This is a genomic window from Desulfococcus sp., assembly GCF_050178255.1.
GTDB classification, from domain to species: Bacteria; Desulfobacterota; Desulfobacteria; order Desulfobacterales; family Desulfococcaceae; genus Desulfococcus; species Desulfococcus multivorans.
In genome coordinates, this window is sequence record NZ_JBFXGG010000169.1 from 1 (window position 1) to 4,739 (window position 4,739).

The following is a 4,739-nucleotide window of genomic DNA, read 5'->3' on the forward strand; positions in this document are numbered from 1 at the left end:
CGCGGGGTGATGGCGCGAAAACCGGATCGCCGTCATGAACGACAAGTCCCTCGATGCAACCGAAATTGATTCGCTGCATCAGGCCGATGAGTCGCTGTTTGGGTGGGGAGAGATCGCTTTTGGTCATGATTCCGCCTCCTATGAATGGGTTGATGATCTTCATGGAAGGCAGAATAAACCCGGATTTCAGGGGAACCTGTTTTCTGGACTTATTCCTGGACTGTCCAACCGGGCGGCCGGAAAAAACAAAAGGCCGTCAGGTTTTTCGCCTGCGGCCTCATTGGAGCGGAAATATTTTTTGAGAAATGTTTCTTTGGACTGTTATTTGGACTTGACTATGTTTTCGGCGAAACGGACACCTTTTCCCTTCCGGAATTCTATGGCAACGCCAAGATTTTTGCGGATTATATTCAATTGCCTCTGCATGCGGCCGGGCTCTCCCGAAGCGGGGAAATACTCATCTTCTTTCCACGCACACGCATTCATGAACGTCTTATGCGGCACCCATCCGTGGCCGATCTGATCGTAAAGGATTTCCGTGATCTTGGCGCTGATGGACTCCTGGCGGACAAAAATGTGTCCTTTATCCACCCCGTTCACGAACCAGTGGATTCTTTCGCCGACCTTTTTGCGTTCAACAACGATCTTGTCTTCTTCGGTAATCGTGTTGACCGGGACCTTTATGGCTTCATCCTCCAGCGATACTTGACCGCCGTCGTCTGCATAATGGACCACCTGCGAATTCGCTTGCCTCGAAATGGCAAGCCAGTCCAGGGATAACGCATTAGGGGACGAGTTTGTTGTGATGGCGACCGTGATAATTCCAAGTCGTTTCATTTGCTGTCGGTTTTCTGGGGAGAGCGCGATAGTGCGTGGGGTTAAGATCACGATCCCGGAAGCATCGCACAATTGTTCAAGCCTCCTGCACCGAGCGATAAACTCATTTTCATCCAGGTTTGGCATCGAAAAGAAAACATCTATATTCCCGGAGCCATCAACCGCCTTTTTTCCCATGGGAATCAGGCCGTGATGATTCACAAACCCGGAGTCTCCAATTCCATTCGCTTGGCGAATCACCGCCGTGAGTTTTGGAAGGGAAATTTCATACTGCCGGACGTCGTCCTCGGTGAGCGGGATCGGATCGAAATAATCTTCCTCATCCGCAACCCCGAATATCCCCTTCGAGGTATGGCGCACAACCAGATCTTCGCCAGAAGGAATATTTTTGGGCCGTGGAATCTCAGTGGCTCTCGATGTTTCCCGCAGGATTCCATCCGCACGAAGAGCGCGAAGTTGCTCTTCCGGAAACCGCTCCAACTCCCTATGCAGAAATACAGGGCACTCGATCTGATCGAGGCGCTGGAGAATGAAGTGGAGGAGCGTCTCAGTCAACGACGATCCCCCAGTTCTTCAGATATCGGAATACATCTTCAGCATGCGTAGCCCGCTTGAACTTGATCTTGTTGGTACCGGAGAGTTCGATTCGTTTCCCCCGCCGGTCGTCGGGGAACATGATCTTGAATACAGCCCGGCGGATCGTGCCGCCTGGCAATCGCTTGCGGAGATAGTTCTTTTCCAGTGTTTCCATCACATTTTTGGAACGAACGACAAAGGATGGGCCGTGTGTTTGCTTGATGTTGAAATGAAGCTCGGCGAGTGATGCCGAATGATCTTCGTCAACCGGCATATCAAAGTCGTCCGCCGCAATCCTGGCCAGATTGAGGCAGTCTGACGATCCTGGCGAGTCAAAAAAGTCCTCGTCTTTGAGGCAGCACTCGGCAAATGCCTTACGAAGGGCGGTCTCCTCCTTTTCAAAGCCGGCTTCGATTTCCAACTGTCCAGTCTCGTTGTTGTAGCTGATGAAGTCCTGCTGCGCGGGACGGAGGATGGTCGGTGTGACTTTCGGCCTCATGCGGGTTCCTTTGAATATCAATTCCGCTTTGACCCGTTTCTCATGGTAGACGATAAAGTTTGTATATGCGCCCTCTTGATAGTGGCGTACGAGAACCCGGTCGCTGTTTTTGTGATCCTTAAATATTTCGGCGAGTTTTGCCTGAAAGGCGCTGGAAGCCGCACCCGCATCAACGATGCCTGCCGCCGACTTCCCGCTAAATATGGTGAAGCGTTCCGCCCGCCAAAGGTTATAACGGTCATATGCCAGTGTGAAAGCATCCTCATTTTCCGTTCTGACTTTCAGGCTCAGGCATTCGACAGGCAGCTTGCCATTCCCATCCGGAGAATAGCTGCATTCGTTACAGGCCGACACAAGGTCTTCATACCCTCTCTCAGTACAAAGATCGTAGGCCATGTAGAGACTTTCGAGCAGGTCATCTTTGCCATCCCCGTCTCCGTTAACGAGGTATTCTTTGAAATGGGGAACATCAAGCGATGTTGTATCGAGCCCAAGTCGGCCATCCCATAGACCGACAAAGCTGCGGAGGATGACCTCTTGGCCCTGGAATTTGTCCAGAAACCGGTCCGCGTTGAACGTTCGATGCTTGAGTTTCCCCATACTTTTTTACCTCCCTTGTTTGTGCCGGACAGCAACGACCTTGCCGAGGATACGCAATCCGTCGTCGGGCCCAACCGGGATCGGTCGATGCTTCGGATTTTCCGGTCTTAGTTCAATTTTCTCGTCACGGATGGATAGCCGTTTTACAGTGGCCTCATCATCCAGCATCGCGACTACAATGTCTCCGTTTTCCGCCACAGGCTGCTCCCGGACCACCACCAGGTCGTGTTCTTTGATCCCGGCGTTCACCATGCTGTCCCCGACAACCTCAAGGGCGAAACACCTGCCCGACCGAGCAACTCTGCCTTCGACCATGATCTCGCCGACGATATTTTCCGCAGCCAGAATCGGTTGCCCCGCAGCCACGCGCCCCACGATAGGAACGGCGGTCATGATCGAAGGCGAGTCCTCGGGCTCGCGAACGATGGCAAGGCTCCTGGCCTTTCTTGCCTCACGTTTGAGGTATCCCTTACTCACGAGCTGGCTTACCTGACCATGCGCGCTTGCATGGGATATCCCCAGGATATTAGCAAGTTCCTTCATGGTCGGGGGGAAACCCCGGTTGTTCATGAAACGGCGTATCTCCTTTAAGGTGTGGTGCTGTTTATCGGTAATATCTTCAACAGGGCGTCGGCCTCTGCCTTTACTTTCCATTTTGATGACCTCGGTTTTCTTGGGTCGATAGAACCATATGAACGACATCGGCCGTAGCGTCTGCACAGGGGCACACTACGGCCAGATTACAGAAAATTATTATATTACACTGACAAGTGTCAGGTCAATTCAAAAAATGTATGGGGGTGTACCAGAGAAAGCGGTCAAATCCTTGAAGAAGGAGGTAAGAGGTGAGGACAATGGTTTTCTGACGAGGACCTGAGTTGTTGCACGATAAAACTATCCGAGGCGGTCTTTGCGCATCTGCACCCACATCTTCCGCTGCCTGCTCCAGTGGGGAACGGCGGCGACCGGCCGTAGGTCTTTTTCCAGGATCGGGTCTCGACCTTTCATTGTGTTCGGAAGGAAGAGGATATCCTCCTGAATGTCCGGAGCGAGGTTGAGCAAATTCATGATCTGGGTGATCCGCGCACGGGTCACATAGCCCAGGCGGGCGAGGTCCGCATAGTCCTGTATATCCCCTCGCTTAACCAGTTTTTCAAAGCGGATCGCCAAAGCCAGGAGCTTCGCAACCCGCGGTATGTTCCCTTTGCCGGTTGATCCGCATCGGCTATCCGAATGTGGGTTGACGTTCCCTCGTTTGTTGCGCGGCTGGAACGTGAAACTTACCTCCAGCCGCCCGTCGCTCCCAAAGTGGTGCATGGTCGGTTTCATATGCGGTTTTCCTTTCCAAGGGCTGCCTGTCCCAGGCAAACGGCCTTGATGCCGGGGGACCGAAACGTCACGGTCACTTTGCCATCACGGCCATCGTAGGCGACGCGCTCGACAAGGGCTTTGAAAATCCGTGCCTGTTCGCGCGGTGAAAGCGATTGCCAGATGGGGTCGAAGGCTGCGAGGGCTTTTTCCAAGTCTTCGTCCTCGAGTGTTTCTCTTTGGACGGCGATGGTTTCCTCGCGGATCACGGTCACTCTTTGTTCGAGAGAGCGAATTTGGTCTTGGAGGTCGGCCATCTGGTCCGTCACCAGCCTCTGGTCCGTGCCAGATGCCGGCAGGTCTCCCACAAGGGCCCGGAGCCTGGCATCCAACCGTTTCAGTTCCCGTTCGTTGGCGCGGCGCTCGGCTTCGAGCTCCGCCAGACGCTTTTCACTTTGAACCCGAACCTGGGAAGCGGTTTCCGAAAAGACATCCGGGCTCGCTCCCAAGCCTCGGATATAGTCCACCACCGCGGCCTCGATCTCGTAGGCATTGAGTGATTTGGACGGACAGGATGCCCAACCCCGCTGCTGGGCGGTCAGGCAGACATAGTAGCGGTAATGCTTACCCTTTCGGGCGGTGTAAGAATGCACCATGGCGGTTCCACAAGGCGCGCAGTAAAGCAGCCCCCTCAGCAGCGCGCCGTATTTGTTTCGGATTTCCTTGCCGCCGGATCGGCCATTGTGCCGAAGGGTATCCTGGACCCGCTGCCAAAGGTCCGGGGCCACGATACCCTCATGCTCTCCGGGGTAGACGGTGCCCTTGTAGCTGATGTTCCCTGTATAAATGATGTTGGTGAGCAGTCGGAAGAGACTGCTTTTGGTAAAAAGATTCCCCCCGCGTTCCTCTCCTTTTTGGG

General features: G+C 53.8%; 5 protein-coding genes. All 5 read right to left on the bottom strand.

The features are described 5' to 3' along the window. Positions 1 to 321: 321 nt before the first annotated feature. Positions 322 to 1,392 (bottom strand): hypothetical protein, encoded by a 1,071-nt coding sequence (locus tag AB7S84_RS16555; protein ID WP_428155845.1) that lies wholly within the window; start codon positions 1,390 to 1,392, stop codon positions 322 to 324. Then, positions 1,385 to 2,512, bottom strand: coding sequence for a hypothetical protein (locus tag AB7S84_RS16560; RefSeq protein ID WP_428155847.1), 1,128 nt, complete (start codon positions 2,510 to 2,512; stop codon positions 1,385 to 1,387). Before AB7S84_RS16560 ends, AB7S84_RS16555 begins: the two co-directional genes overlap by 8 nt. Before the next feature lie 6 nt (positions 2,513 to 2,518). Further along, a complete protein-coding gene (lexA, locus tag AB7S84_RS16565; protein ID WP_428155849.1) occupies positions 2,519 to 3,214 on the bottom strand; it encodes a transcriptional repressor LexA in 696 nt (231 codons plus the stop codon). A 192-nt stretch (positions 3,215 to 3,406) separates the two neighbouring features. Continuing rightward, complete coding sequence (locus tag AB7S84_RS16570) at positions 3,407 to 3,841, bottom strand: hypothetical protein (protein ID WP_428155851.1); 435 nt, start codon at positions 3,839 to 3,841, stop codon at positions 3,407 to 3,409. Next, positions 3,838 to 4,739, bottom strand: a 902-nt coding sequence (locus AB7S84_RS16575) for a recombinase zinc beta ribbon domain-containing protein (protein ID WP_428155853.1), incomplete at its 5' end; no start/stop codon positions are given. The genes AB7S84_RS16575 and AB7S84_RS16570, both read right to left, overlap by 4 nt.

Coding starts and splice junctions, on each gene's coding strand:
- AB7S84_RS16560 (WP_428155847.1), bottom strand. CDS start 2,512: ATGGGGAAACTCAAGCATCGAACGTTCAACGCGGACCGGTTTCTGGAC.
- lexA (WP_428155849.1), bottom strand. CDS start 3,214: ATGTCGTTCATATGGTTCTATCGACCCAAGAAAACCGAGGTCATCAAA.
- AB7S84_RS16570 (WP_428155851.1), bottom strand. CDS start 3,841: ATGAAACCGACCATGCACCACTTTGGGAGCGACGGGCGGCTGGAGGTA.